The 23370-nt window shown below is 57.8% G+C and carries 27 protein-coding genes; 12 read left to right on the plus strand and 15 right to left on the minus strand.

Annotated elements, in window-relative coordinates:
* Positions 1-17: 17 nt before the first annotated feature.
* Positions 18-344: a YqjD family protein gene (locus ABRP31_RS27780; protein ID WP_087269531.1), complete on the minus strand. Its 327-nt coding sequence runs from the start codon at positions 342-344 to the stop codon at positions 18-20.
* Positions 345-525: 181 nt separating this feature from the next.
* Between ABRP31_RS27780 and ABRP31_RS27785 the strand changes: the two genes are divergently transcribed.
* Together ABRP31_RS27785 and ABRP31_RS27790 are read left to right on the plus strand one after the other, a co-directional pair.
* Positions 526-741 carry a dodecin gene (locus ABRP31_RS27785; protein WP_087269534.1) on the plus strand — a complete coding sequence of 72 codons (216 nt, stop codon included), beginning with the start codon at positions 526-528 and terminating at the stop codon, positions 739-741.
* A gap of 149 nt (positions 742-890) precedes the next feature.
* Positions 891-1115 (plus strand): DUF1161 domain-containing protein, encoded by a 225-nt coding sequence (locus ABRP31_RS27790; RefSeq protein ID WP_349971738.1) that lies wholly within the window; start codon positions 891-893, stop codon positions 1113-1115.
* A 109-nt stretch (positions 1116-1224) separates the two neighbouring features.
* Here the strand turns inward: ABRP31_RS27790 and ABRP31_RS27795 are convergent, their stop codons facing one another.
* Entirely contained in the window at positions 1225-2226 is a 1002-nt protein-coding gene (locus ABRP31_RS27795; RefSeq protein WP_349971739.1) for an LLM class flavin-dependent oxidoreductase, read from the minus strand.
* Positions 2227-2472: 246 nt separating this feature from the next.
* Between ABRP31_RS27795 and ABRP31_RS27800 the strand changes: the two genes are divergently transcribed.
* Positions 2473-2904 carry an OsmC family protein gene (locus ABRP31_RS27800; RefSeq protein WP_087269543.1) on the plus strand — a complete coding sequence of 144 codons (432 nt, stop codon included), beginning with the start codon at positions 2473-2475 and terminating at the stop codon, positions 2902-2904.
* Between the two features lie 120 nt (positions 2905-3024).
* On the opposite strand, the gene ABRP31_RS27805 is transcribed toward ABRP31_RS27800, so the two are convergent.
* Positions 3025-3684: a hypothetical protein gene (locus tag ABRP31_RS27805; RefSeq protein ID WP_193441868.1), complete on the minus strand. Its 660-nt coding sequence runs from the start codon at positions 3682-3684 to the stop codon at positions 3025-3027.
* Positions 3685-3855: 171 nt separating this feature from the next.
* Between ABRP31_RS27805 and ABRP31_RS27810 the strand changes: the two genes are divergently transcribed.
* Positions 3856-4089, plus strand: a complete 234-nt coding sequence (locus ABRP31_RS27810; RefSeq protein WP_349971740.1) for a DUF1161 domain-containing protein — start codon at positions 3856-3858, stop codon at positions 4087-4089.
* 3 nt (positions 4090-4092) lie between these two features.
* On the opposite strand, the gene ABRP31_RS27815 is transcribed toward ABRP31_RS27810, so the two are convergent.
* Positions 4093-4449: a hypothetical protein gene (locus ABRP31_RS27815; protein ID WP_349971772.1), complete on the minus strand. Its 357-nt coding sequence runs from the start codon at positions 4447-4449 to the stop codon at positions 4093-4095.
* Positions 4450-4597: 148 nt separating this feature from the next.
* Here ABRP31_RS27815 and ABRP31_RS27820 point away from each other — a divergent pair, with 148 nt between their 5' ends.
* Entirely contained in the window at positions 4598-5662 is a 1065-nt protein-coding gene (locus ABRP31_RS27820; RefSeq protein WP_349971741.1) for an aminopeptidase, read from the plus strand.
* Between the two features lie 103 nt (positions 5663-5765).
* On the opposite strand, the gene ABRP31_RS27825 is transcribed toward ABRP31_RS27820, so the two are convergent.
* The 5 genes from ABRP31_RS27825 to dadA form a co-directional block, all read right to left on the minus strand.
* Positions 5766-6188: a c-type cytochrome gene (locus ABRP31_RS27825; RefSeq protein WP_349971742.1), complete on the minus strand. Its 423-nt coding sequence runs from the start codon at positions 6186-6188 to the stop codon at positions 5766-5768.
* Positions 6189-6361: 173 nt separating this feature from the next.
* Positions 6362-6910, minus strand: a complete 549-nt coding sequence (locus ABRP31_RS27830; protein ID WP_349971773.1) for a cupin domain-containing protein — start codon at positions 6908-6910, stop codon at positions 6362-6364.
* A gap of 266 nt (positions 6911-7176) precedes the next feature.
* Positions 7177-8247, minus strand: coding sequence for an alanine racemase (gene alr, locus ABRP31_RS27835; RefSeq protein WP_349971744.1), 1071 nt, complete (start codon positions 8245-8247; stop codon positions 7177-7179).
* A gap of 124 nt (positions 8248-8371) precedes the next feature.
* Positions 8372-8725: a RidA family protein gene (locus ABRP31_RS27840; RefSeq protein WP_087269564.1), complete on the minus strand. Its 354-nt coding sequence runs from the start codon at positions 8723-8725 to the stop codon at positions 8372-8374.
* On the minus strand, positions 8697-9998 hold the full coding sequence (gene dadA, locus ABRP31_RS27845) for a D-amino acid dehydrogenase (RefSeq protein WP_087269567.1): 1302 nt from the start codon (positions 9996-9998) through the stop codon (positions 8697-8699). The genes ABRP31_RS27840 and dadA overlap by 29 nt, the downstream gene beginning before the upstream one ends.
* 158 nt (positions 9999-10156) lie before the next feature.
* Between dadA and ABRP31_RS27850 the strand changes: the two genes are divergently transcribed.
* The gene (locus ABRP31_RS27850; protein WP_027901535.1) at positions 10157-10645 is read left to right on the plus strand and encodes an Lrp/AsnC ligand binding domain-containing protein; all 489 of its coding nucleotides are present in this window, start codon (positions 10157-10159) and stop codon (positions 10643-10645) included.
* 142 nt (positions 10646-10787) lie between these two features.
* On the opposite strand, the gene ABRP31_RS27855 is transcribed toward ABRP31_RS27850, so the two are convergent.
* Positions 10788-11141, minus strand: coding sequence for a YkgJ family cysteine cluster protein (locus ABRP31_RS27855; protein ID WP_027901534.1), 354 nt, complete (start codon positions 11139-11141; stop codon positions 10788-10790).
* A 143-nt stretch (positions 11142-11284) separates the two neighbouring features.
* Here ABRP31_RS27855 and ABRP31_RS27860 point away from each other — a divergent pair, with 143 nt between their 5' ends.
* The gene (locus ABRP31_RS27860; protein WP_349971747.1) at positions 11285-12598 is read left to right on the plus strand and encodes an FAD-binding oxidoreductase; all 1314 of its coding nucleotides are present in this window, start codon (positions 11285-11287) and stop codon (positions 12596-12598) included.
* 135 nt (positions 12599-12733) lie between these two features.
* Here ABRP31_RS27860 and ABRP31_RS27865 read toward each other — a convergent pair whose 3' ends face one another.
* Complete coding sequence (locus ABRP31_RS27865) at positions 12734-12967, minus strand: DUF1127 domain-containing protein (protein ID WP_349971749.1); 234 nt, start codon at positions 12965-12967, stop codon at positions 12734-12736.
* A gap of 174 nt (positions 12968-13141) precedes the next feature.
* On the opposite strand from ABRP31_RS27865, the gene ABRP31_RS27870 reads away from it, so the two are divergent.
* Together ABRP31_RS27870 and ABRP31_RS27875 are read left to right on the plus strand one after the other, a co-directional pair.
* Positions 13142-14575 carry a PLP-dependent aminotransferase family protein gene (locus tag ABRP31_RS27870; protein WP_087269576.1) on the plus strand — a complete coding sequence of 478 codons (1434 nt, stop codon included), beginning with the start codon at positions 13142-13144 and terminating at the stop codon, positions 14573-14575.
* A 55-nt stretch (positions 14576-14630) separates the two neighbouring features.
* Complete coding sequence (locus ABRP31_RS27875; RefSeq protein WP_372489264.1) at positions 14631-16217, plus strand: phospholipase D family protein; 1587 nt, start codon at positions 14631-14633, stop codon at positions 16215-16217.
* Here the strand turns inward: ABRP31_RS27875 and ABRP31_RS27880 are convergent.
* Together ABRP31_RS27880 and ABRP31_RS27885 are read right to left on the minus strand one after the other, a co-directional pair.
* The gene (locus ABRP31_RS27880; RefSeq protein ID WP_349971751.1) at positions 16214-17362 is read right to left on the minus strand and encodes an MFS transporter; all 1149 of its coding nucleotides are present in this window, start codon (positions 17360-17362) and stop codon (positions 16214-16216) included. The two genes, ABRP31_RS27875 and ABRP31_RS27880, sit on opposite strands and share 4 nt — an antisense overlap.
* Before the next feature lie 238 nt (positions 17363-17600).
* Complete coding sequence (locus ABRP31_RS27885; protein WP_349971752.1) at positions 17601-19094, minus strand: aldehyde dehydrogenase; 1494 nt, start codon at positions 19092-19094, stop codon at positions 17601-17603.
* A 261-nt stretch (positions 19095-19355) separates the two neighbouring features.
* Between ABRP31_RS27885 and ABRP31_RS27890 the strand changes: the two genes are divergently transcribed.
* On the plus strand, positions 19356-19718 hold the full coding sequence (locus ABRP31_RS27890; protein ID WP_349971753.1) for a cupin domain-containing protein: 363 nt from the start codon (positions 19356-19358) through the stop codon (positions 19716-19718).
* Positions 19719-19782: 64 nt separating this feature from the next.
* Here the strand turns inward: ABRP31_RS27890 and rpmG are convergent, their stop codons facing one another.
* Both rpmG and rpmB read right to left on the minus strand, forming a co-directional pair.
* Positions 19783-19938, minus strand: coding sequence for a 50S ribosomal protein L33 (rpmG, locus tag ABRP31_RS27895; protein WP_007894709.1), 156 nt, complete (start codon positions 19936-19938; stop codon positions 19783-19785).
* Between the two features lie 11 nt (positions 19939-19949).
* The gene (gene rpmB / locus ABRP31_RS27900) at positions 19950-20183 is read right to left on the minus strand and encodes a 50S ribosomal protein L28 (RefSeq protein ID WP_007920377.1); all 234 of its coding nucleotides are present in this window, start codon (positions 20181-20183) and stop codon (positions 19950-19952) included.
* A gap of 363 nt (positions 20184-20546) precedes the next feature.
* Here rpmB and ABRP31_RS27905 point away from each other — a divergent pair, with 363 nt between their 5' ends.
* A complete protein-coding gene (locus ABRP31_RS27905; protein WP_349971754.1) occupies positions 20547-22136 on the plus strand; it encodes an ABC transporter substrate-binding protein in 1590 nt (529 codons plus the stop codon).
* Between the two features lie 171 nt (positions 22137-22307).
* Entirely contained in the window at positions 22308-23192 is an 885-nt protein-coding gene (locus tag ABRP31_RS27910) for an MBL fold metallo-hydrolase (RefSeq protein ID WP_349971755.1), read from the plus strand.
* The last annotated feature ends 178 nt before the right edge of the window (positions 23193-23370 follow it).

The following is a 23370-nucleotide window of genomic DNA, read 5'->3' on the forward strand; positions in this document are numbered from 1 at the left end:
AACCGGGAGCGGTTTTATCAGTTACCGCGTTTGCACAGCAGGTAAGCAGCCAGCAGGCCGACCGCACCTACAGCAACACCGGCGGTGGTCCAAGGGTGCTCTTGCGCGTAATCGCGGGTAGCAACGCTGGTTTCGCGGGTTTTGACTTTGACGTCTTCGTAGACATCGCTAAGCAGGCTGCGCGAATGGCTCAGCGCGCTTTCAGCGTTGGCTTTCAAATTTTTAAGGGTCTTGCGCGATTCGTCCGAAGCATCGGACTTCAGGCCTTCCAGCGATTTCAACAGACTTTCGATTTCCGCTTCCATGCTTTGAAGCGAGGCTTTACGTAGTGAAGTGCTAGCCATGATGTTTCTCCTGCGATGGTGAGTGGCGTGTGTTGTTTCCGACTACAGGCTTTTCAGAAAGTGCGTTTGTTTTTCGCAAAGTTGTGTTTTCGCAAAGTGCTGAACTTTTATGCAGCTTTTCCCCACAGAGGTAAGGAGCGTACTCACTGCTACGCTCGTAATGACCCTTAGGAGAACTGCCATGACTGATCATCACACCTACAAGAAGATCGAGCTGGTTGGCTCGTCTACCACCACCATCGAAGACGCAATCAATAACGCGTTGGCCGAAGCCAGCAAAAGCATTAAGCACCTGGAGTGGTTTGAAGTTGCCGAGACTCGTGGCCACATTGAAGATGGCAAGGTTGCGCACTATCAGGTCACCCTGAAAGTAGGTTTCCGAATTGCCAACAGCTGAGCAGTGCTGAACTTTCGCACTGGCTGAATGCCATATCCTCCGCTACACAGATAGAGCCCGCTGCGGCGAACAATCGTCGGGGTGGTTAATTCTTTCAGGTCGTTTGCCCTGTAGATGACCTGTTTTGGCCTGACGAAGGAGTTTGACCAATGAAGAAATTTCTATTGGCGGTAGGTTTGCTGAGCATTGCCGGGACCACCTTGGCCGCTGGCAAGCCGTGCGAAGAGTTGAAGGCGGAAATTGATGCAAAAATCCAGGCCAAAGGCGCTTCGTCCTACACGCTTGAAGTCGTCGAAAAAGGCAGCGTGACTGACAAGACCGTTGTCGGCAGCTGCGAAGGCGGCACCAAGGAAATCGTGTATCAGCGCGGCTGATCGGATTGCAGAAACAAAAAAACCGACTCATTGAAGTCGGTTTTTTTGTTTCTGTGGCTAACCTTTTGCGCTGTAGGAGTGCACGAGCACCTAAGGTGCAGCGTCGCCCTTAGCCTTTTGCAGCCTCAGCCAGAATTTCATACGAACGCAACCGATCGGCATGTTCATACATGTCGCAGGTGAAGATCAGCTCATCAGCGTCGGTTTGTTCCAGCAGCACATCCAGTCGAGCGCGGATTTTCTCTTTGCTGCCGATCATCGCGAGGCCGAGGAAGTCGCTCACCGCTTCACGCTCATGAGGCAGCCACAAACCTTCCATGCTTTTCACGGGCGGCTTCTGCATCAATGTCTGGCCGCGCATCAGCGAAAGAATCCGCTGATACAGGGATGTCGCCAGATACTCCGCGTGCTCGTCCGTATCGGCCGCCACCAACGGCACACCGAGCATGACGTAGGGCTTGTCGAGTACGGCTGAAGGTTCGAAGTGATTGCGATAGACCCGGATGGCCTCATGCATGTAGCGCGGCGCGAAATGCGACGCGAACGCGTAAGGCAGACCGCGCTGTCCGGCCAGTTGCGCGCTGAACAGGCTTGAGCCCAGCAACCAGATCGGCACATTGGTGCCGGAACCCGGAACCGCGATGACTCGTTGATCAGGTGTGCGCGGACCAAGGTAGGCCATTAACTCCGCCACATCCTCAGGGAAGTCGTCAGCACTGCCAGAGCGCTCCCGGCGCAATGCACGGGCGGTCATCTGATCGGAACCCGGCGCACGGCCCAGACCCAGATCGATACGGCCCGGATACAGGCTTGCCAGGGTGCCGAACTGTTCGGCAACCACCAATGGCGCGTGGTTGGGCAGCATGATGCCGCCGGCACCGACGCGAATCGTCGATGTCCCGCCAGCCAGATAGCCGAGCAGCACCGAAGTCGCCGAACTGGCAATGCCATCCATGTTGTGGTGTTCGGCCACCCAAAAGCGGGTGTAGCCCAGCTTTTCGACGTGTTGCGCCAGGTTCAAGGAGTTGCGCAGGGATTCAGCCGGGCCTTTGTCGTGGCGTACCGGCACCAGATCGAGCGTAGAAATTTTCACATCAGATAAACGTTTCATAGGTCGTCAACGATCCTCGAAAGTGTTTTTGCAGGCTTGGCGCATGACCCGTCTGATGGAAATAACGCTGATGACCGAAACCCGCGGTTGTTAAAGAGGATAAGGGCATATGCTCGGGATTCAATCCCTAAAGTAGAAAAATTCTACTTTATTTTCGGATCCGTCCGACTGTTGAACTTTCCAGACCGAGCTATCCTCAGAACCCTTAACCCTGTGCGAAACCGCACTCATCCATGAGGAGACACCATGAGCATCGTCAAAAAAGCATCGGCCCACTGGGAAGGCGACCTTAAGACTGGCATCGGCAGCATCTCCACTGAAACCGGCGTATTGCGCGAAGCGCCGTATGGCTTCAAGGCTCGCTTCGAAGGCGGCAAGGGCACCAACCCTGAAGAATTGATTGGCGCAGCACACGCCGGCTGCTTCTCCATGGCGCTGTCGATGATTCTGGGCGGCGAAAACCTCACCGCGGAAAGCATCGACACTACTGCAGACGTCACTCTGGATCAGGTGGACGGCGGCTTTGCAATCACGGCCGTGCACCTGACGCTGAAGGCCAAGGTGCCGGGCGCGACCCAAGAGCAGTTCGACAAACTGACCACTGCAGCCAAAGAAGGCTGCCCGGTATCGAAAGTCCTGAACGCCAAGATCACCCTGGACGCTACGCTGCTTAGCTGATCAGTTCAGGATAGATGATTGACCTGTAGGAGCTGCCGAAGGCTGCGATAGCGGTGTCTCAGGACGATCGTTATCGTAGCCTCCGGTAGCTCCTGCAGCGTCAGGCCAAGGTCAGTTTGTTTAACCTTCCACATCCAGCATCCAATGCCGACGTACCTTGCGACGATGCCAAGCTGAATTGTACTGACGGCTTTCTCGCGCTTGAGCAATAAGTTGGCAGCCGCCCTCCTCTGCAGTCCCCAGCGTGAACGCCCGACTTGCACCAATCGCATGTTTATCAGAGCCGTAGAAGGCGATCACGCGCACTTCCAGGCTGGAAAACACCCAGTCTTGCGCTGGTTTGTGACCCTGCATGGGAATCGAATGAAGCAGGGCCAGGCGCTGAATGAGAGAGGCGAAAGAGCCAATATGCGTGAAGTCGCCAGTGCCCAGTGGCCCCTGACGGGTGGCGTTGTGCAGGATCAGATCCTGTTCGATTTCGCCTTTGCTTTCTTCGCGTATATCGGTGACGTCGCAGCACAGTTCGCCCTGGTTGGTGTTAAGCACCAGCACGATCTGATTGATGAAGATGGGCTCGGCGCTCATGTTACTGATCAGGCACAGCGAGCCGATGCCTTTACCCGCGCCCCGGTTGATGATGATCCGCGGTCGACGCTGGCGGCGATAATTGTTCAACAGCAGTTGTGCGTAGAGCACCCAGACAATCAGCGTACCGATGCTGATCAGGACCGTCAGGGCGTCCTTGTACTGGATAACCCATTGGATGAAAGGTGCGTTCATACATCGCTCAGTCAGTTAATCGTCAGGATGTGATGAGTCACTCACAAAGAAGTTCGGCTCGACTGACGAACGCCGAACTTGCTGAGACCGGGCAATGTCTATGAAAAGGAGCGGCGCAGGCGCAGGAATCATTCTGGCGCGTGCTGCTCTCGGGGTATCGAGGAGTTGAGCATGAACCGTTTTGCATTAGCCGTATTGGGTCTCTCGCTGACCACCAGCGCCCTGGCCGCGCCCAAAGACTGTGAAGAGTTGAAAGCCGAAATCGAAGCCAAGATTCAGGCCAACAATGTCAGCTCCTACACACTGGAAATCGTCGCCAATGAAGAGGTTCACGACCAGAACATGGTGGTCGGTACCTGCGATAACGGCACACGTAAAATCATTTACCAGAAGAACGACCGCTGATCGTCAGATACAGGTGACGTGGTCCTGCTCGGCCAGAACGTTACGCTGGGCATCCAGCAGTTCGGCAGTTACATCGTTGGTCAGCGAGCGGACTTCGATCATGTAGCGCTGCCCTGCCTTGAAGTTCGCATAGTGCAGTTCGACGTAGCACGTCAGCTCGGTGTATTCATCACCCATGGCCGTAAAACCACCGTAATGGATCTCATAGTCATAGCGGACCTGAAGCCGGTGGCTGCCCGGTGATATCTGGAAGTAGCGACCGTCGTAGGTGGTCTTGCCGTCTACTTTGTCAGCCATGACCAGCTTGCCGGTCATAGTGCGCATATCGACCCAGGCTTGAGCAGGATCAACGGCCGGCATGGGGCCTGCGCAGCCAGCCAGAGTGGTCAGGGCTAAGAGCATCAGTAAAGGGCGCATGGTCGGCTCGGCTCAGGAATCTCGATAGTAGTTGCGAAAGGCCGGTGCTGTCCGGCATAACGCGCCATGTATGCAACTTTAAAGGCTGTCCATGCCGAGTCTCAACGTTTTACGCCTTTGGCGCAGTTGGCCATTGATGGCTGTCTTGCTATTGAACGGCTGCTCGAGCATTACCTATTACGACCAGTTGGTGAGCGGCCAGTTTCAGTTGTTGCGGGCTCGTGAGCCGGTTGAAGACGTTATCGCTGATCAGAGCCGCGACCCGAAACTTCGCCAGCGTCTGGCTCTGTCCCAGCTTGCACGCGACTTTGCCAGCACCCGCCTGCACCTTCCCGACAATAAGAGCTATCGACTGTATGCCGATCTTGGTCGTCCGTACGTGGTCTGGAATGTGTTCGCGACGGATGAGTTCTCCCTTGAACCGATCACCCATTGCTTCCCCATCGCCGGTTGTGTCGCTTATCGCGGCTACTACACCGTAGGAGGCGCGAGGGGCGCGGCGGCGTTACAGCGTCTGCAAGGCAAAGACGTATACGTCAGCGGCGTCGAGGCTTATTCCACCCTGGGCTGGTTCAACGATCCGATTCTGAGTTCAATGATGAATTGGGATGATGAGCGCCTTGCGACGCTGATCTTCCATGAGTTGGCGCATCAGCGTTTTTATGTGAAAGATGACACTGAGTTCAATGAGTCCTACGCAAGCTTTGTCGAGCAGGAAGGAACCCGACAATGGCGCGCCGCACGTGGCCTTGATCCGCAGCGTAAAACGCAGACCCAACAGCGGGACGAACTGACCCGGCTGGTGCTGGCGACCCGGGAGCGTTTGAAACAGCTGTACCGCCAACCTTTGAATGTTGAGCAGATGCGCGAGCGCAAGGCGGCGGAGTTCGAAAGGCTACGCAGCGACTATCGCGTGCTGCGCGATCAGCAATGGTCAGGGGATAAGCGTTACGACGCTTGGATTAATGCACCGATGAACAATGCCCGGTTGCTGCCCTTCGGACTTTACGATCAGTGGGTGCCAGCGTTTGAAGTGCTGTTCAAAAACGTGAACGGCGACTGGCAGGCGTTTTATGCGCAGGTTGAGCGCTTGGGCGCATTGCCGATCGCGCAGCGCAGGGCTGAGTTGCAGCGGCTGATGGATAGATCTGGGTGAACATAATTCCCTGTAGGAGCTGCCGAAGGCTGCGAAAGCATTTGTCCTGAAATACCGCGATTCGCAGCCGTCGGCAGCTCCTACAAGTGATAGGTCTGGTCGTTTACTTCAACCCCGACATCTTCTGAATCGCACCCTTGAGCTCGTCATCGGTGCAATCGCCGCAGGTGCCTTTGGCAGGCATGGCGTTGAGGCCGGTGATTGCCTTGGCCAGCAGGCCATCAAGGCCGCCCTGGTGATCGGCGCGTTCTTTCCAGGCTGCTGCGTCACCGATCTTCGGCGCATTCAGCAAACCCACGCCGTGGCAGGCGTTACAGTGTTTGGCAATGATGTCGTCAGGGCTTTTGGCCGCACCACCGCCGGTGGAGGCGACGACTTCCATACCTGCGCATTCCTTGCCCTGAATACAGACCTGGCCGACCGGCTCGAGCCGTTTGGCGATCTCGTCATTGGTTGCTGCCTGAGCGTTGAGCGCCCAAAAAGCCAATGCGGCAGCAACGGCCAGAATCTTATTCGTCAGGTTCACGCTCACACCCTCATGGTGACTATTCACGCTCGCCTGCCACGGTTTAGCAGGCGGCGAAAGTATAGCTCCTCGCCTGAGAGTCCGAAACAACCCTGCAATCAGAAAGGTTATTATCCGACGCTCGACGTTCGGGGGATGTGCTTGCTGCGGCCCGTGTTTTCCGGGCCGCTGGCTTAGAAATTGGCCGGGGTGGCTGCGCTGATTAGTCGCGCCGGGACGTCAAACGGGTTGCGAAAGCGATGGGGTTTGCTGCTCTCGAAGTAGTAGCTGTCGCCTTCTTCAAGAATGTAGGTATCGAGACCGACCACAAGCTCCAGTCGGCCCTCGACCAGAATGCCGGTCTCTTCTCCCTCGTGAACCAACATCTCCTCACCGGTATCTGCACCGGGCGGATAAATTTCGTTGAGGAATGCAATTGCACGGCTTGGGTGAGCTTTGCCCACCAGCTTCATGGTCACCGCACCGTCGGAGATATCAATCAGCTCGCTGGCCTTGTAGACCACTTGGGTCGGGTTCTGCTGCTCAAGCTCTTCTGAGAAGAACTCCACCATGGACATGGGAATCCCGCCGAGCACTTTGCGCAGTGAACTGATCGAGGGACTGACGCTGTTTTTCTCGATCATGGAAATGGTGCTGTTGGTCACGCCTGCTCGTTTGGCAAGTTCGCGCTGGGACAGGCCCTTGAGTTTACGAATGGATTGCAGTCGTTCACCGACGTCCAATGCGGCAGTCCTCCTAGATAGATCAGGCAAGGTCGAGTTGAGCGCCATCATGGCAATAGCGTTCAGTATTTACAACACTTGGACTGGTTACGGAATATCCAGGGAGCTGGCTGGCAAGCGGCGCGGTGTTACGCGGCAACATTACCTCTGTAGGAGTGCACAAGCACCGCGAGGCTGCGATGGCGGAGTTTCAGGCAGCCCGCTTTCGCTGCCTCGCGGTGCTCGCGAGCTCCTACCGAAAAAGAAGCTCGATTCAGAGAGTTATCTTAGTTCTGATAAACCCTTGGCACCCGGCGCAGATTGCAAAAGATGCGATACGGAATGGTGCCTGCGCGAGTCGCCACGTCGCTGGCCAGGACGTTCTTGCCCCAGAGCTCGACCCGGCTGCCCAAGCCTGCGGCTGGCAGATGGCTGAGGTCGACGCACAGCATGTCCATCGACACTCGGCCCAGCAGTTGACTCGGCTGACCGTCGATCAGGACTGGCGTACCTGTAGGCGCTTCGCGAGGATAACCATCGGCATAACCCATGGCCACCACGCCAACGCGGCTGGCGCGTTCAGTGATGAATGTCGCGCCGTAACCTACCGGCTCGCCCGCAGGCAATTCGCGTACGCAGATCACTTTTGATTCCAGCGTCATCACCGGTTTCAGCTGATCAGCCACCGCTTGCGGCCGATCGAATGGCGTGGCGCCGTAGAGCATGATGCCCGGTCGTACCCAATCACTGGGAACATCCGGCCAGCCCATGACTGCAGGGGAATTGCGCAGGCTGATTTCGGCGCTGATGCCCTGGCGGGCGGCTTCGAATACCGCGACTTGCTCGGCGCTGGACGGGCAGTCCAGTTCGTCGGCGCGGGCGAAGTGGCTCATGAGGACGATTTTCGCCACTTTGCCGCTGGATTGAAGGCGTTGATAAGCCGCTTGAAAATCCTGGGGATGCAAGCCAACGCGATGCATGCCTGAATCGAGCTTGAGCCAGACAGTCAATGGTTTGTGCAGGCGGGCCTGTTCAATGGCTTCCAGCTGCCATAGCGAATGCACCACGCACCAGAAATCGTGCTCAACGATCAGGTCCAGTTCATCGGCTTCGAAGAAGCCTTCCAGCAGCAGAACCGGTGCACGGATACCGGCAGCGCGTAACTCCAGCGCCTCTTCAATGCAGGCCACGGCGAAACCATTGGCCTCGGACTCAAGTGTCTGGGCGACTTGCACAGCGCCATGTCCGTAAGCGTCGGCCTTGATCACCGCCAGTGCTTTCGCGCCGGTGGTTTCCCGGGCGAGGCGGTAGTTATGACGCAGGGCTTGAAGATCGATAATCGCGCGAGCTGGACGCATGTTGGGATTCTGATGGCAAAGGAATAGAACTGTAGGAGCTGCCGAAGGCTGTGAAGGGTCTTGGTCGCTGAGGTGACGTCAAGAGTGTTCGCAGCCTTCGGCAGCTCCTACAGGGGATACGTTGTTAAGGAAGCGCTGCCACAACCGACAGCTCAACCAGTATTTCAGGTTCGCACAGCTTGGCTTCGACGGTGGCACGTGCGGGCGCAACGCCTTTCGGCAGCCATTTGTCCCAGACGCTGTTCATCCCGGCAAAGTGGGCGTCGATGTCTTTCAGGTAAATGGTCACTGACAGGATGCGGCTTTTGTCGGTACCGGCCAATTCCAGCAAGCGCTCAATGCTGTGAAGGGTCTCGCGGGTTTGTTGCTCGATCCCGGCGGCCATGTCGTCACCGACCTGGCCTGCAAGGTACACAGTGCCGTTATGGACGACGATCTGGCTCATGCGCTCATTGGTGAGCTGGCGCTGGATGGACATTTTTTGCGATCTCCCTGGTGCTGCCGTAACGAGAAATATCAAGGCCTTCGGCGCTGATCTGAGGTTTCTGGCGAGCAATCAGGTCCGCCAGCAAACGACCCGAACCGCAGGCCATGGTCCAGCCCAATGTACCGTGGCCGGTATTGAGGAACAGGTTACGGTACGGCGTGGCACCGACAATCGGCGTGCCGTCCGGCGTGGTCGGGCGCAGACCGGTCCAGAAACTGGCCTGGCTCAAGTCACCGCCGCGAGGATAAAGATCGTTGACGATCATCTCCAGTGTTTCACGTCGACGCGGGTTCAGCGACAGGTCAAAACCGGCAATCTCGGCCATGCCGCCGACACGGATACGGTTGTCGAAGCGGGTAATCGCTACCTTGAAAGTCTCATCGAGAATGGTCGATGTCGGGGCCATCGCCGGGTCGGTGATCGGCACCGTCAGCGAATAACCTTTGAGCGGATACACCGGAGCCTTGATGCCCAGTGGCTTGAGCAACTGCGGCGAGTAGCTGCCGAGTGCCAGAACGTAACGGTCGGCTGTTTCCAGCTTGCCGTCGATCCACACACCATTGATGCGGTCGCCAGCGAAATCGATGCGCTCGATGGACTGGTTGTAGCGGAACTCAACGCCCAACTGCACAGCCATCTCGGCCAGGCGAGTGGTAAACATCTGGCAATCGCCGGTTTGGTCGTTGGGTAGTCGCAGGGCACCCGCGAGGATATTGGTGACGCCTGCCAAAGCCGGTTCAACCCGGGCAATATCGTCGCGGTTCAAAAGCTCGAATGGCACGCCGGATTGCTCAAGTACGGCAATGTCCTTGGCGGCGTTGTCCAGTTGCTCCTGAGTGCGGAACAGCTGAGTCGTGCCCAGTGTGCGGCCTTCGTAAGCGATACCGGTTTCAGCACGCAATTCGTCCAGACAATCACGGCTGTATTCGGACAGGCGAACCATGCGTTCTTTATTGACCGCATAACGGTTGGCCGTGCAGTTGCGCAGCATTTGCGCCATCCACAGGTACTGGTCGATATCGGCAGTGGCTTTGATCGCCAGTGGCGCGTGGCGCTGAAGCAGCCACTTGATCGCTTTGAGCGGCACACCGGGCGCAGCCCAAGGCGATGCATAACCCGGCGAAACCTGGCCTGCGTTAGCAAAGCTGGTTTCCATGGCCACCGCTGGCTGGCGATCCACGACCGTAACCTGCATGCCTGCCCGTGCCAGATAATAGGCACTGGTCGTGCCGATCACACCACTACCAAGGACCAGAACGCGCATGTCGATTTACCTCATCGCGGATATCCGCTGACGTTTTGAAGTTTTAAGCAAGGATGTGGGCAGTATATGCAGCTCCGAGCAGTGCTTTTCACTGTATAAGCGCCTATATTTGGCGGGATTTCCCGGCAAAGAAGCCTTTGGTAGAGGGGGTTTTACCCATGCGTACCCAAACCCAGTCAAAACGTGAACTGGACAAGATCGACCGCAACATCCTGCGCATCCTTCAAGCCGATGGCCGAATCTCCTTCACCGAGCTGGGCGAGCGCGTCGGTTTGTCTACAACGCCCTGCACAGAGCGGGTCCGTCGGCTGGAGCGCGAAGGCATCATCATGGGTTACAACGCCCGCCTGAATCCGCAAAGTCTCAAGGCTAGCCTATTGGTGTTCGTCGAGATCAGTCTGGATTACAAATCTGGCGATACTTTCGAAGAGTTCCGCCGCGCCGTGCTGAAACTGCCCCACGTGCTGGAGTGCCACCTGGTCTCGGGCGACTTCGATTACCTGGTCAAGGCGCGCATCTCGGAAATGGCCTCGTACCGCAAACTGCTGGGCGACATCCTGCTCAAACTCCCCCATGTGCGGGAGTCCAAGAGCTATATCGTGATGGAAGAGGTGAAAGAGAGCCTGAATCTGCCGATTGCGGATTGAGGCCAGGCCAATCCTAAAGGTTGGCGGATCTTCTGTGGGAGCCGAGCTTGCTCGCGATGAAAGCAACCGGTTTGATCTGAAAGACTGCGGCGCCTGCATCGCGGGCAAGCCCGGCTCCCACAATTGGGACATCTTCCGGCTTTTACACCAACACCTGCCGCGTCGACGCCATGTATTCATGAATCTGCTTTTCAACCCGCGGATGAATCATCTCCACCGGCCTGCGTCCATTGGGGCATGGCAGGGTCGGCGTGGTGCCGAACAGGCGGCAGATCAGCGGGCGCTCGTCATAGACCGTGCAGCCATTGGGGCCAAGGTGCACACAGTTGAGTTCGTCCATGGCCGCATCCTGCTCGGCCGCTGTCTTGCGTGGCAGACGGGACATTTCTTCTGGCGAGGTCGTCACTGGACCACAGCAGTCGTGACAGCCAGGGACGCATTCGAAAGAAGGGATCTGCTGGCGTAACGCACGAATTTTCTGACTGTTGCAGCTCATTGAAACTTACCCGCTATGAATGGGCGTGATTTTGCCTCAGTCCGGCTGTTCAAGACAGCGCCGTCTGGATCGCGCCTTGCCCGTCGCTAAACCAGCGGCTTATCCTCGGAGATGTTTTCAAATAACACCAACGGGATTACGCCATGAACGCCCGCGTTCAACCATCGACCGCCAACGATCAGCACACCGCCTCTTATTACGCCGCCAGCAGCCACCCCCAGCCGGATTATCCGTCGCTACTAGGTCAGGTTCAGGCGGACGTCTGTGTGGTGGGCGGTGGATTTTCCGGCCTGAATACCGCGATTGAACTGGCCGAGCGTGGCTTGAGCGTGGTGTTGCTGGAAGCGCGAAAAATTGGCTGGGGAGCCAGCGGGCGTAATGGCGGGCAGTTGATTCGCGGCGTTGGTCACGGTCTTGAGCAGTTCTCGGGCGTGGTCGGCGCCGAAGGCGTTCGGCAGTTGAAGCTGATGGGCATTGAGGCGGTCGAAATCGTGCGCCAGCGCATTGAGCGCTATGGCGTCGATTGCGATCTGACCTGGGGTTATTGCGACCTGGCCAACAAGCCTCGGGATCTCGCCGGGCTTTCTGAGGATGCTGATGAGTTGCGCGATCTGGGTTATCGCCATCCGCTACAGCTATTGCAGGCCAGCGAGATGCGCAGCGTAGTCGGTTCCGATCGCTATGTGGGCGGGCTTATCGACATGGGATCGGGGCATTTGCACCCGCTAAACCTTGCCTTGGGCGAAGCCGCTGTGGCGCAGTCTTTGGGCGTGCAAGTGTTCGAGCACTCGGCGGTGAGCCGCATTGAATATGGCCCGCAGGTCAAAGTGCATACCGCTCAGGGCACTGTGTTGGCCAGCACGCTGGTGCTGGGCTGCAACGCTTACCTGAATGATCTCAACCCGCAGCTCAGTGGCAAGGTTCTACCCGCAGGCAGCTACATCATCGCGACCGAGCCGTTGAGCGAAGAACTGGCCAAGCAGTTGCTGCCACAAAACATGGCCGTGTGTGATCAGCGCGTGACGGTGGACTACTTCCGGCTCTCGGCGGATCGACGTCTTCTGTTTGGCGGGGCTTGCCACTATTCAGGGCGTGACCCGCAAGATATCGCGGCCTATATGCAGCCCAAGATGCTCAAGGTTTTTCCGCAGTTGGCGAGCGTGAAGATCGATTATCAGTGGGGCGGCATGATTGGCATCGGCGCCAACCGCTTGCCGCAGATCGGTCGCTTGAAGGACCAGCCCAATGTCTTCTACGCCCAAGCCTATTCCGGACACGGCCTTAACGCGACGCATCTGGCTGGCAAACTGCTCGGGGAAGCCATTGCCGGGCAACACAGCAATGGCTTCGAGCTGTTCGCCAAAGTCCCTCACATCACCTTCCCCGGCGGCAAGCACCTGCGCTCGCCACTGCTGGCGCTGGGGATGCTGTGGCATCGGTTGAAGGAGTTGCGTTGAAGCTTAGGTTTGGCCGCGTAGACCTGTGGGAGCTGGGCTTGCCCGCGAATCAGGCTGGACGCGGTTCACTTTAGATCGCGTCCAGCCTTATCGCGGGCAAGCCCGGCTCCCACAGGATTATGCCGGGCCCGGTAATCACTCCCGCCAGAACGGCTTCAACCCTTCCAGCAGCGCCTGACCAGAACTAAGGCCTACATCGCGCAATTGGTCTTCAGTCAAGGTCAGCAGCGTCCGGCGTGATATCCAGCGATGGCGATATAGCGCCCAGCGGCCCAGCTTCGGTGCGTTGGCTGTCTTGGTGACAACTGCTCGCCCGTTGCCCAGATCCTGGCTGTAAAGCGCCAACCGTACATCACTCAACCCATTCATGGTCCCAACCCTCGTTACGTTGTGGTGTGGGTACATGATGAATCGCTACGACAAACCATTACAGATTCAAACAAATCTATTTATCTGCATACAGATCTTTTCATAACGGCGCTGAATGCTGTATTTTTCTCCAATCTGTATGGCTGACTCACTTAAAAAACCGAGAGTATGCTCATGACGCTCTACGTCAACCTCGCCGAATTGCTCGGTACGCGTATCGAAAACGGGTTCTATCGGCCTGGCGACAGGCTGCCTTCGGTACGCGCGTTGAGTGTTGAACACGGCGTCAGCCTGAGTACGGTGCAGCAGGCGTATCGCGTGCTGGAAGACAGCGGCCTTGCCCTGCCCAAACCCAAGTCCGGGTATTTTGTGCCGGTCAGCCGTGCTGTTCCGGCGCTGCCGGTCATTGGCCGTCCTGCGCAGCGTCCAGTGGATATCTCCCAGTGGGATCAGGTGCTGGACCTGATGCGGGTCAAGGCTTTGCCAAACCTAGTGCAACTGGGGCGTGGCATGCCCGACGTCAGTAGCCCGACGCTACGACCGCTGATGCGCGCCCTTGGGCGGATCAGTCGTGATGAGCAAATGCCCGGTCTGTATTACGACAGCATCCAGGGCAACCAGACACTTCGCGAGCAAGTTGCTCGGCTGCTACTGGATTCGGGCTGTAACCTGACCGCTAACGATTTGCTCATCACCACCGGTTGCCATGAGGCGCTTTCGGCCAGCGTCAGGGCCATCTGTGATCCGGGGGATATCGTCGCTGTGGACTCGCCAAGCTTTTTCGGCGCGATGCAGACACTGAAAGGCCTGGGCATGAAAGCCCTGGAAATCCCGACCGATCCCGTGACCGGCATCAGCCTTGAAGCATTGGAGCTGGCGCTGGAGCAATGGCCGATCAAGGTCATACAGCTGACGCCCAACTGCAACAATCCGCTGGGTTACGTCATGCCGGAAAACCGCAAGCGCGCCTTGCTGACACTGGCTCAGCGCTTTGATGTGGCGATCATCGAAGACGATGTCTATGGCGATCTGGCGTTCAGTTATCCGCGGCCGCGCACGATCAAATCCTTCGACGAAGACGGTCGGGTCCTGCTGTGCAGCTCGTTCTCCAAGACGCTTGCGCCAGGCTTGCGCATCGGTTGGGTGGCGCCGGGCCGCTACCTTGAGCGCGTGCTGCACATGAAGTACATCGGCACGGGTTCAACAGCGCCCCAGCCGCAACTGGCGATTGCCGAATTTCTCGAGGGCGGTCATTACGAGCCGCATCTGCGGCGTATGCGTAGTCAGTATCAGCGCGGTCGCGAACAGATGATCGACTGGGTGATGCGTTACTTTCCGGCGGGTACGCGGGTCAGTCGCCCGCAAGGTGGCTTCATGCTGTGGGTCGAGCTGGCTGAGGACTTCGATACATTGCGTCTGAATCGTGCGCTGTTGACCAAGGGCGTACAGATTGCGGTTGGCAGTATCTTTTCCGCCTCCGGCAAGTATCGCAATTGCCTGCGAATGAACTTCGCTGCCAAGCCGTCGCCAGAGGTCGAGAACGCGGTGCGTACGGTCGGTGAAACCATTTCTCAGCTGATTGCAGAGCAATCGCCTCCTGTTTCGTAACTTTTCCGGGGTTTTTGCGGTCCTATCGCCGAGCTGTAATTTCCGGATGATCATTTTGAAAAAGACATGGGCCTTGCCCTTTTTTCTGTCCGTCGCGTCGTGGGTCAGCGGCTGTTCGCACGTTCACATTCCCAACGAGCCCAGTCAGGCATTGCCGCCAACGGATTCGGCGTTTGGCCGTTCGGTTCAGGCGATGGCTCAGCCCCATGAGGGACGTTCGGGCTTTCGCTTGCTGTCCAACAGCACCGAAGCCTTCATGGCGCGCGCCGAACTGATCCGCAATGCCCGCACCAGCCTGGATTTGCAGTACTACATCGTCCATGACGGGTTAAGCACCCGCGCCTTGATTGATGAATTGCTCAAGGCTGCGGATCGCGGTGTTCGTGTGCGCATCCTGCTGGACGACACCACCAGTGACGGACTGGATCACTCCATCGCTACCCTGGCAGCGCATCCCAACATTCAGATTCGATTGTTCAACCCCCAGAGCCTAGGGCGTGAGACCGGCGTAACCCGCAGCGTGGGACGACTGATGAATCTGTCGCGGCAGCATCGGCGCATGCACAACAAGCTGTGGCTGGCGGACAGCAGCGCGGCCATCGTGGGTGGGCGCAATCTGGGTGATGAATACTTCGACGCCGAAGAAAACCTGAATTTCACCGACATCGACATGCTCAGCGTCGGTCCGGTAGCAGAGCAGCTTGGGCACAGTTTTGATCAGTACTGGAACAGCACCCTGAGCAAGCCAATTGCCGAGTTCATGTATTTCCTGCCGACGACTCGCGATCTGGCCAAGGCGCGCAAACGTCTTGAGGCATCGCTTGTCGAGTCGCAGCATAAACACAAGGCGCTGTATGACCGCCTGATGGCTTATCAGAAAAATCCGCGCCTTAAAATCTGGTTCAACGAGTTGATCTGGGCGCACAACCAGGCCCTGTGGGATGCCCCCACCAAAGTGCTGGCGCGTGGCGAGCCTGACCCGCATCTGCTGCTGACCACGCAACTGGCGCCTGAGCTGCTCAACGCGAACAAGGAGCTGATACTGGTTTCGGCCTACTTCGTTCCCGGTGAAGAAGGTTTGCTGTATCTCACCGGGCGTGCCGATGCCGGGGTATCGGTCAGTTTGCTGACCAACTCACTAGAGGCCACTGACGTGCCTGCGGTGCACGGCGGTTATGCGCCTTATCGCAAGGCGCTGCTGGAGCATGGTGTGAAGCTGTTTGAGATGCGCCGTCAGCCCGGTGACCCGGGGAGTTCTAGCGGCGGTAGCGGCCCTCATCTGTTCAGCAAAGGCGGCACGTTTGGCGGTGGTTCGGACTCTAGCCTGCACAGTAAGGCGATGACGTTTGATCGTCGTAAAGTGTTCGTGGGCTCCTTCAACTTCGACCCGCGCTCGGTGCTGTGGAACACCGAAGTCGGTGTACTGGTGGATAGCCCTGAACTGACCGAAGCGCTGCGCGAGCTGGCGTTGCAAGGCATGCAGCCCACTGTGAGTTATGAAGCGAAGCTGGAAGACGGCAAAGTGGTGTGGGTCACCGAAGACGACGGCAAAATGCACACCCTGTACAAAGAGCCCGGCGATACCTGGCGTCGCTTGAATGCATGGTTCAGTCGGGTCGTTGGCCTGGAGAAAATGCTCTAGGCCTTCGCTGCCGGTTGAGCCCCGAACGCTCCGCGTCGCAATGACAGGATCACCAGACCAAACGCTCCCGCTGCCATCAACAGCGGCAGCGCCTGACCGCTGACCCATTGGCTGCCGGCCCCGGCGGCCAATGGCCCCAGCAAACAACCGATTCCCCATAGCTGCGCCACATGCGCATTGGCGCGAACCAGTGCGTCATCGCGAAAGCGTTCGCCGATGAGAATCAGCGACAGGGTGAACAAACCGCCTGCGCTGGCCCCGAACAGTACCCATAGCGGCCAGATCAGCACGGTATTTACCAGCAGCGGCACCAGCAGACTTGAAACCATCAAGGCCACCGCGCAGCTTGAAAACAGCGTGCGCCGCGAAACCTTGTCGGCCAGTGCGCCAATCGGTAATTGCAAAAGCGCGTCGCCCACGACTACGGTGCTGATCATCGCCAAGGCGATTTCCGGGGTGAAGCCCTGGCGCAGGCAATAGATCGGCAGCAAGGTCAGGATTAGCGCTTCGAATGCAGCGAACAGGGCGACTGCCCAGGCAATTGCGGGCATGGAGCGACAAAAAGCGAACAGGTCGATGAAGGTCACGCGGCATGCATCGGTGCTTGGGGCCCCGCTTCTGCCCAGCAACAAAAACGGCGAAATAATCAGCAGCGCCACGCCGACCCAGAAACCTGTGTCGTGCTCGGTGCCCAATGCGCCAAGCAGCAACGGTCCGGCCAGTTGGCACAAGGCGTACGTGCTGCCGTACAGCGCCACCAGACGGCCGCGCCATTTTTCGATGACGAGTTGGTTGATCCAGCTTTCGCCGAGGATGAACACGATGGTCAGGATCACGCCCAGCGTCAGGCGCAGCACCAGCCACACCGAGTAATACGGCAGCAGCGCCAACAGTCCTACGGAAAGCGCGCCAGCCCACAGGCAGCGGCGCATCAGCGCGGCGGTGCCGAAGCGTGCCGCAAGGCCGCTGGCCAGGCTCGCGCCGAGCAGCACACCAATAGCGGGCATCGCAGCCATCACGCCAATGGCGAATGAGCCGTAACCCCAGCTTTCCAGTCGCAAAGACACCAGCGGCATGCTGACGCCCAATGCCAGCCCGACGGAAAGCACCGACGCCAGCACCGCGAAATAAGTACCCCAACGCATCCCCACGCTCCTGTGGATCAAAAGGCCAAGACGAAACAGCCGGGCTATCCAAGGGAAGCCCGGCTGTTTTGAAGCAAATCACTGTTGCGCTGTAGGAGCTCACGAGCACCGCGAGGCAGCGATGGCGGCCTGTCTGATACACCGCTATCGCGGCCTCGCGGTGCTCGTGCGCTCCTACAGGATCTACGCAATTCCGTAGGATTGGCTTCAGCCGGTTCTACGGGTTGACCGATAGCGGTTACAACTTAATCCACGTCGATTTCAGTTCGGTGTATTTATCGAAAGCATGCAGCGACTTGTCGCGGCCGTTGCCCGATTGCTTGAAGCCACCGAATGGCGCAGTCATGTCGCCGCCATCGTACTGATTGACCCATACGCTACCGGCGCGCAACGCTTTGGCAGTCAGGTGGGCCTTGGACAGGTTTGCGGTCCAGACGGCAGCAGCGAGGCCGTAAGGCGTGTCGTTGGCGATCTGGATGGCCTCTTCGGCGGTATCAAACGTCAATACCGACAGAACCGGGCCGAAAATCTCTTCCTGAGCGATCTTCATGGCATTGGTCACGCCGTCGAAAATCGTCGGCTCGACGTAGGTGCCACCGGTCTCCTGCAGAATACGCTTGCCGCCCACCACCAGCTTGGCGCCATCGGAGTGGCCCGCTTCGATGTAAGACAGCACAGTGTTCATCTGCTGAGTATCCACCAGTGCGCCAACCGTCGTGGCCGGGTCCAGCGGGTTGCCCGGCTTCCAGCTCTTCAGCGCTTCAATGACCATGGGCAGGAATTTGTCCTTGATCGAGCGCTCAACCAACAAGCGCGAACCTGCGGTGCAGACCTCGCCCTGGTTGAATGCGATAGCGCTGGCCGCGGATGCAGCAGCAGCCTGCAAGTCAGGCGCATCGGCAAAGACGATGTTCGGGCTTTTGCCGCCCGCTTCCAGCCAGATGCGTTTCATGTTCGATTCGCCGGAGTACACCAGCAACTGCTTGGCGATTTTCGTCGAGCCGGTGAACACCGCCGTGTCGACATCCATGTGCAGGGCCAGCGCCTTGCCCACGGTGTGACCATATCCTGGCAGCACGTTGAGCACGCCAGCTGGAATGCCCGCTTCGATCGCCAGTTGGGCAATACGAATGGCGGTCAGCGGAGATTTTTCCGAAGGTTTGAGGATGACGGAGTTACCGCTGGACAGCGCCGGGCCGAGTTTCCAGCTCGCCATCAACAGCGGGAAGTTCCATGGCACGATGGCGGCGACAACGCCCACAGGCTCACGGGTCACCAGACCGAGTTGGTCATGAGGCGTTGCAGCCACCTCGTCATAGAGCTTGTCGATGGCCTCGCCACTCCAGCTCAGCGCGTTAGCGGCGCCTGGGATGTCGATGCTGTACGAGTCACTGATCGGCTTGCCCATGTCCAGGGTTTCCAGCAGGGCCAACTCTTCGACGTTTTTATTGATCAGTGCGGCCAAGCGCAACATGGCGGCCTTGCGCTTGGCCGGCGCCATTCGCGACCAGACACCGGAATTAAATGTCTTGCGAGCGCTTTCAACGGCGCGTTGAGCGTCGGCGGCGTCACAGCTGGCGACTTTGGCCAGCAGACGGCCATCGACCGGGCTGATGCATTCGAATGTCTCACCGGAAGTGGCGTCGGAGTACTCGCCATTGATAAACGCGCGGCCTTCAATCTTCAGGTCCTTGGCGCGTTGTTCCCAGTCAGCGTGGGTCAGGGTGGTCATGCGTATGTCCTCCGCTTGTATCGATTAGGGTGTGCGTGGAGGGTAGATTTGTGCAAAAAACAAACAACCTGCAACCTACTGCCACCACGCAACTGCACTCACCACCCTAAACCAGTGATCTGGCGATTTCCAATATCTTTGACATAACGGGCCTGAATCCCGCCATCTTGTTCGATTTATGCAACATCCAGACGCGGGCCTTTGGCACTATTGGCCGTGCACTTCGTCAAACCTGCAACGCATCTACCGCGAGGGTAAGAAATGACTATCGACAGCATCGTGGATTTCAGCGAAGCCGGCACCGAAGCTGAACGCTACCGTCCTGCGCCGGAAAAAATCTTCAAGGGCGACCCGGAACAGACAATCTACAACCACTACAACAGCCCTTGCGGACAACTGAACGCGGGTGTCTGGGAAGGCGAAGTGGGTCAGTGGTCGGTCAACTACACCGAGCATGAGTACTGCGAAATCGTCCAGGGTGTTTCGGTCTTGCGCGATGACGCGGGCGGGTCGAAAACTCTGAGAGCGGGAGATCGCTTTGTGATTCCAGCGGGATTCAAAGGTACGTGGGAAGTGTTGGAGCACTGCCGCAAAATTTACGTGGTGTTTGAAGCGAAAGCCTGACTTTTCCATCAGGCACAAAAAAGCCCGCATCGCTGCGGGCTTTTTCGTAAAGAAGAAAAATCAATTACTTGATTTTGCCTTCTTTGTAGATCACGTGCTTGCGAACAACCGGATCGAATTTTTTGATTTCGATTTTGTCCGGAGTGGTGCGCTTGTTCTTGTCGGTCGTGTAGAAGTGACCGGTACCAGCACTAGAAATCAATCGGATCAATTCACGCATGATCTTCTCCCTTAAATTTTGCCGTCGCGACGGAGTTCAGCGAGCACAACAGTGATGCCACGCTTGTCGATGATACGCATGCCTTTAGCAGATACGCGCAGACGAACAAAACGTTTCTCTTCTTCAACCCAAAAGCGATGATGCTGCAGGTTTGGCAGGAAACGACGACGGGTTTTGTTGTTTGCGTGGGAAATGTTATTCCCAGTCACCGGACCCTTACCGGTAACTTGACAGACTCTCGACATGCCTCAGCCCTCTAAAACCTCATGCCCAACCCGGCATGGGTTGGCCGCTTAATCTCTCAGTCATTTGGCGCCAGGCGCCGCGTTTCTTTAAGGGTCTTACCGGCTACACCTACAGTGAAGGAACCGGGCCCCTAGAAAAGAGCGCTGCTTTATACCAGAAAGGGTTTGGTGTCACAACAGGCAAAGCACTTTACCCCAACATCAGGCAACGCGTTCAGCCCAATGGTCAGGCCGTTGCGGGGGTGCTGGCAAATCTACCGCCGGTCGGGTCGTAACCATTGTTCTGCGTCCAAGCATGGTCTAGGGTAACTCCCTTACCAGACTGCGCCAGCAGATGGGGCCCTTTCTGACAGGAATATAGCCATGCGTCTTGCTGCGATACCGTTTTTGTTAGCTCCCCTGTTGTTCCCGGTAATGGCCAGTGCCGCGACGGCCTTGAGCGTCTGCACTGAAGCCAGCCCTGAAGGCTTTGACGTGGTGCAGTACAACTCGCTGACCACCACTAATGCCTCCGCCGATGTGCTGATGAACCGGCTGGTGGATTTCGACGCGCAGAGCGGCAAGCTGGTGCCAAGCCTGGCGCAAAGCTGGACAGTGTCGTCTGACGGCCTGACCTACGACTTCAAGCTGCGCAAGGGCGTGAAGTTTCACCACACCGACTATTTCACGCCGAGCCGCGAGCTGAATGCGGATGACGTGGTGTTCAGTTTCCAGCGCATGCTTGACCCGCAGAATCCGTGGCATAAGGTCGCCCAAAGCGGTTTCCCGCATGCTCAATCGATGCAGTTGCCTGCGCTGATCAAGAAGATCGATGCACCGGATCCGCTGACTGTGCGCTTTACCCTGGACCACCCGGACTCGACGTTCCTGGCGACGCTGAGCATGGGTTTTGCCTCGATCTACTCGGCCGAGTACACCGCGCAACTGCTTAAAGCGGGCACTCCGGAGAAGCTCAACAGCCAGCCGATTGGTACCGGGCCGTTCGTGTTCGAACGTTTCCAGAAAGACGCCGTGGTGCGCTACGAAGCCAACGCGGATTATTTCGCAGGCAAGCCGGGCGTCGACAAATTGATCTACGCCATCACCCCGGACGCCAACGTGCGTTTGCAGCGCATTCGTCGCGACGAGTGCCAGATCACCCTTTCACCGAAGCCGCTGGATATCCAGGAAGCCGCTAAAGACCCGAACCTGAAAGTGGAAAAAACCGAAGCATTCATGACTGCGTTTCTGGCGATCAACAGTCAGCATCCTCCGTTCGACAAAGCTGAAGTGCGGCAAGCGGTCAATCTGGCGTTCGACAAGGATAGCTACCTGAAAGCGGTATTCGAAGGCACCGCCGAAGCTGCCAACGGCCCCTACCCGCCAAACACTTGGAGCTACGCGAAAGATCTGCCCGGTTACAAGCAGGACATCGCCAAAGCCAAAGCGCTGCTGGCCAAGGCCGGCGTGAAGGATGGTTTCAAAACCACTATCTGGACGCGCCCGACCGGTAGCCTGCTCAACCCGAATCCGAACCTGGGCGCGCAGCTGCTGCAAGCGGACCTGGCTAAAGTCGGCATCACCGCTGAAATCAAAGTCATCGAGTGGGGTGAGTTGATCCGTCGCGCCAAGGCTGGCGAGCATGACCTGTTGTTCATGGGGTGGGCTGGCGACAACGGCGACCCGGATAACTTCCTGACCCCGCAGTTCTCCTGCGCGGCCGTGAAGTCCGGTACCAACTTCGCCCGCTACTGCGACGCCACGCTGGACAAGCTGATCAGCGACGGCAAAACCACCAGTGATCAGGCTGCGCGCAGCAAGCTGTATCACCAGGCCCAGCAGCAGATCCAGCAACAGGCACTCTGGTTGCCACTGGCACACCCAACCGCAGCCGCCCTCACCCGCAAAGATGTCAGCGGTTATCAGGTCAGCCCGTTTGGTCGCCAGGACTTCTTCAAGGTGCAGGTTAAATAACCGCAACACGTGATTTGAAATGGAATACGCCCCCTTGTGGGAGCGGTGCTTGCCCGCGATAAGAACACCGCGATCTATGCTGAGTCGCATCCAGCCTTATCGCGGGCAAGCACCGCTCCCACATGAAGCACAGCCCAAGATCGCGACCATCACACAACCGTCGGAGAATCCATGATCATCGCCGACCGCCTGCACATTGAAGGCTTGTTCGACACCCACACTTCCACGCTCAGTTATCTGGTCATGGATGTTCAGACCAGACACTGCGCGCTGATCGACAGCGTGCTCGACTTCGATCCCAAATCGGGACGCACGCGCACCGAATCCGCCGATCAGCTGATTGCCCGGGTTCGTGAACTGAACGCCTCGGTGCAATGGATCCTGGAAACCCACGTCCACGCCGATCATGTTTCGGCAGCTGCTTACCTCAAAGACAAGCTCAACGCGAAGATTGCCATCGGCAGCCATATCACAGCGGTGCAAAACGTGTTCGGCGAGCTGTTCAATGCGCCGACTGGTTTCGCCCGTGACGGCAGCCAGTTCGACGTGCTGCTGGACGACGGCGCGACCTTTAACGTCGGCACCCTTGAGGCGCGGGCCATGCACACGCCCGGGCATACCCCGGCGTGCATGACCTATGTGTTCGAGGTGGGCGGTGAAAGCGTGGCGTTTGTTGGCGATACGCTGTTCATGCCGGACTACGGCACGGCGCGTTGTGATTTCCCCGGCGCAGATGCACGAACGCTGTATCAGTCGATCCAGAAAATCCTCACCCTGCCCGACTCCGCGCGCCTGTTCATGTGTCACGACTACCAGCCTGATGGTCGCGAGTTGCAGTATATGACCACGGTTGCCGAACAGCGCGCCAACAACATCCACATTCGCCAGGGCATCGATGAAAACGAATTCGTGCAGATGCGCGAAGCCCGGGATGCGACGCTGGAAATGCCCGTGCTGATCCTGCCGTCAGTACAGATCAATATGCGTGCAGGTCATCTTCCCGAGCCGGAAGACAATGGCGTGCGCTATCTCAAGATCCCGTTGAATACGCTTTGATCCCGACCTTTGTAGAAACCTGTTGGAGCGAGGCTTGCCCGCGAGGAGCGATTGCTCGGTAAGCCTGATGCACCGCAGCGACTGACTCGTCACAATGCCGCCCAGTCCAAGCCCGGCTCCGACACAAGAGCGCAATCTTATGTGGGAGCTGGGCTTGCCCGCGATGCAGGCACTGCGA

This window comes from Pseudomonas caspiana, assembly GCF_040224095.2.
Lineage (GTDB): Bacteria > Pseudomonadota > Gammaproteobacteria > Pseudomonadales > Pseudomonadaceae > Aquipseudomonas > Aquipseudomonas caspiana.

What these genes read in the sequence shown, in the direction of transcription:
- ABRP31_RS27910 (WP_349971755.1), top strand. Translation starts at nt 22,308, where the DNA reads ATGATCATCGCCGACCGCCTGCACATTGAAGGCTTGTTCGACACCCAC.
- ABRP31_RS27815 (WP_349971772.1), bottom strand. Translation starts at nt 4,449, where the DNA reads ATGCCGGCCGTTGATCCTGCTCAAGCCTGGGTCGATATGCGCACTATG.
- ABRP31_RS27855 (WP_027901534.1), bottom strand. Translation starts at nt 11,141, where the DNA reads ATGAGCTGCAACAGTCAGAAAATTCGTGCGTTACGCCAGCAGATCCCT.
- ABRP31_RS27890 (WP_349971753.1), top strand. Translation starts at nt 19,356, where the DNA reads ATGACTATCGACAGCATCGTGGATTTCAGCGAAGCCGGCACCGAAGCT.
- rpmB (WP_007920377.1), bottom strand. Translation starts at nt 20,183, where the DNA reads ATGTCGAGAGTCTGTCAAGTTACCGGTAAGGGTCCGGTGACTGGGAAT.
- rpmG (WP_007894709.1), bottom strand. Translation starts at nt 19,938, where the DNA reads ATGCGTGAATTGATCCGATTGATTTCTAGTGCTGGTACCGGTCACTTC.
- ABRP31_RS27850 (WP_027901535.1), top strand. Translation starts at nt 10,157, where the DNA reads ATGCGTACCCAAACCCAGTCAAAACGTGAACTGGACAAGATCGACCGC.
- ABRP31_RS27800 (WP_087269543.1), top strand. Translation starts at nt 2,473, where the DNA reads ATGAGCATCGTCAAAAAAGCATCGGCCCACTGGGAAGGCGACCTTAAG.
- ABRP31_RS27870 (WP_087269576.1), top strand. Translation starts at nt 13,142, where the DNA reads ATGACGCTCTACGTCAACCTCGCCGAATTGCTCGGTACGCGTATCGAA.
- ABRP31_RS27820 (WP_349971741.1), top strand. Translation starts at nt 4,598, where the DNA reads ATGCCGAGTCTCAACGTTTTACGCCTTTGGCGCAGTTGGCCATTGATG.
- ABRP31_RS27785 (WP_087269534.1), top strand. Translation starts at nt 526, where the DNA reads ATGACTGATCATCACACCTACAAGAAGATCGAGCTGGTTGGCTCGTCT.
- ABRP31_RS27865 (WP_349971749.1), bottom strand. Translation starts at nt 12,967, where the DNA reads ATGAATGGGTTGAGTGATGTACGGTTGGCGCTTTACAGCCAGGATCTG.
- ABRP31_RS27795 (WP_349971739.1), bottom strand. Translation starts at nt 2,226, where the DNA reads ATGAAACGTTTATCTGATGTGAAAATTTCTACGCTCGATCTGGTGCCG.
- ABRP31_RS27780 (WP_087269531.1), bottom strand. Translation starts at nt 344, where the DNA reads ATGGCTAGCACTTCACTACGTAAAGCCTCGCTTCAAAGCATGGAAGCG.
- alr (WP_349971744.1), bottom strand. Translation starts at nt 8,247, where the DNA reads ATGCGTCCAGCTCGCGCGATTATCGATCTTCAAGCCCTGCGTCATAAC.
- ABRP31_RS27840 (WP_087269564.1), bottom strand. Translation starts at nt 8,725, where the DNA reads ATGTCCATCCAGCGCCAGCTCACCAATGAGCGCATGAGCCAGATCGTC.
- ABRP31_RS27805 (WP_193441868.1), bottom strand. Translation starts at nt 3,684, where the DNA reads ATGAACGCACCTTTCATCCAATGGGTTATCCAGTACAAGGACGCCCTG.
- dadA (WP_087269567.1), bottom strand. Translation starts at nt 9,998, where the DNA reads ATGCGCGTTCTGGTCCTTGGTAGTGGTGTGATCGGCACGACCAGTGCC.
- ABRP31_RS27905 (WP_349971754.1), top strand. Translation starts at nt 20,547, where the DNA reads ATGCGTCTTGCTGCGATACCGTTTTTGTTAGCTCCCCTGTTGTTCCCG.
- ABRP31_RS27810 (WP_349971740.1), top strand. Translation starts at nt 3,856, where the DNA reads ATGAACCGTTTTGCATTAGCCGTATTGGGTCTCTCGCTGACCACCAGC.
- ABRP31_RS27860 (WP_349971747.1), top strand. Translation starts at nt 11,285, where the DNA reads ATGAACGCCCGCGTTCAACCATCGACCGCCAACGATCAGCACACCGCC.
- ABRP31_RS27885 (WP_349971752.1), bottom strand. Translation starts at nt 19,094, where the DNA reads ATGACCACCCTGACCCACGCTGACTGGGAACAACGCGCCAAGGACCTG.
- ABRP31_RS27790 (WP_349971738.1), top strand. Translation starts at nt 891, where the DNA reads ATGAAGAAATTTCTATTGGCGGTAGGTTTGCTGAGCATTGCCGGGACC.
- ABRP31_RS27880 (WP_349971751.1), bottom strand. Translation starts at nt 17,362, where the DNA reads ATGCGTTGGGGTACTTATTTCGCGGTGCTGGCGTCGGTGCTTTCCGTC.